Source organism: Citricoccus sp. (assembly GCF_035445025.1).
Taxonomy (GTDB): Bacteria; Actinomycetota; Actinomycetes; order Actinomycetales; family Micrococcaceae; genus Citricoccus.
Genome location: NZ_DAOMPX010000160.1, coordinates 1 through 1,833, shown reverse-complemented (window position 1 = coordinate 1,833; position 1,833 = coordinate 1). Strand labels below are relative to the sequence as shown.

1 protein-coding gene and 1 tRNA gene are annotated in these 1,833 nt (G+C 67.8%); one reads left to right on the top strand and one right to left on the bottom strand.

Annotated elements, in window-relative coordinates:
* Nucleotides 1-347: 347 nt before the first annotated feature.
* Nucleotides 348-421 (bottom strand) — tRNA-Met (locus PLJ28_RS15815).
* 723 nt (nucleotides 422-1,144) lie between these two features.
* Between PLJ28_RS15815 and PLJ28_RS15810 the strand changes: the two genes are divergently transcribed.
* On the top strand, nucleotides 1,145-1,833 hold a 689-nt coding region (locus tag PLJ28_RS15810), incomplete at its 3' end, for a M14 family zinc carboxypeptidase (RefSeq protein WP_324590434.1).

Below are 1,833 nucleotides of genomic sequence, written 5' to 3'. Positions count from 1 at the left end.
CAACGGCACGGAGTACCTTCACCACACGGTTGACCTGGACGCACCCACCCCGCCCGCGGCGGTACCCATCGAGATCGCCTCGGAGATCCTCGCCCAACCGGCGCCACCCACCGTGCCCGGCCCCCGGCAGCTCCGAGCGAGCCGACGGCTTCTCCGGGGGTGGTCCCGCGCCAGGCATCCATGACGTGTTCCCGCTCCGCCGCGAGCTGAGGACGGCACCTCTTCGGCAGGACGAGTGCAGCTCCCTGCCGCACGACACCCGGACGTGGACGGGGAGGATGGCCACGGGGCCGGATGCGGCGAGGAAACACGAAGACCCCGGCCCTGAGGGGCCGGGGTCTTCTTCGTTGCGGGGGCAAGATTTGAACTTGCGACCTCCGGGTTATGAGCCCGGCGAGCTACCGAACTGCTCCACCCCGCGTCGGAACACCCAACACTACAGGTCCATCGCCCGTCTCCCAACTCGAGCTGCCTCGCGTGCCGCCGGACGTGCCGGCGTGGCCCCGCGGAATCGAGGACATGCCGGGATTGGAGGGGGGGGTTCCCGGCATGTCCTCGACCGATATCGAATCTAGGCCCGGACCGCGCTCGCAGGCCCCGGGGCCTGTACCCCAGGGCTACCTGACTTGCCCCGATGCGCCGCACGGCGATCACTCGTGCTCGAAGCGGTCACGCGACGTCTCCGGCGAACTCGTCCAGGGCTTCCGCCCGCTCGGGGTGGCCCTCGGCGTGGAGATGGGCGGTGCAGGCTGATCACGGTCAGCGAGAAGACGGCACCGACGGTCGTGATCATGGCCCCCGCGACCGTCGACAACAGCCACGTGCCCGCATTGCTGCTCATGGCCAGCGTGAACGGCGTTCGGCCCTGCTCCGAGGCCGCCCTGTCATCGTGCCGCCCGGACACGGTCACGGGGACCGTGCATGCTGGCCGCTGCCCGCAGATAGATCATCAGGTATGCGCGGGTCGAATGGACCTCACCCGCCGTTCGGGGCGTCCGACGAGCAGTCAGTCCACGGTTCAGGCCGTGACCTTGAGGTGACATGGGACACATCTACACTGCGAGAGGGCCTCGTTCATCGACGATCGTGGCCCTGACCAGTACGTATGTCGCCGTGACACCACGGAAGAATCCTCAGGAGGGTCATGCAGTCCACCCCACGATCCACACGGCGCGGCCGCCTTGCGGCCGTCGTGACCGCGGCGTCTTTGGCGCTCGCGGTGCCGGCCGGCGTCGCACCCGCGATGGCGGACGCGAATTTCCCCTCGCCCACGGGCGAGACCACCATCTCCAGCATCCTGACCCCTGCGGATGTCGAGAAGGAGCTGAAGAAGCTGGAGCAGACCTCACGCTTCGCCGTGGACGTCTTCACCCTCGCCGAGGCCGGGACGTCCGTGAACACCTCCGAACAGGGCCGCGACCTCTACGTCGCCACCGTGGGAACGGGGCCGGAGGACGTCTGGCTCCAAGGACGGATCCACGGCAACGAACCCTATGGCACCGATTCCCTGCTGACCCTCCTCAAGGACCTGGGGACGAACGGGTCGTCGGACTACGACCTCCTGCGCGAGAAGTACACCTTCCACATCATCCCGATGTACAACCCGGACGGCGCCGAGGCGAACATCCGCCATACGCTCCTGTGGGATGACGTGACCGGATCCCCCGAGCCCGGTGGGAACGGGCGTGAACAGCGCGTCGACCTCAACCGGGACTGGACCGCGAACGGCTTCGCCGCGAAGGAGTCCCTGGCCTTCTACGAGTACTGGACCATGGTGGACCCGGCCTTCGGGGTGGACATCCATCACCAGGGCCTGAAGAAGGAATGGGGAAC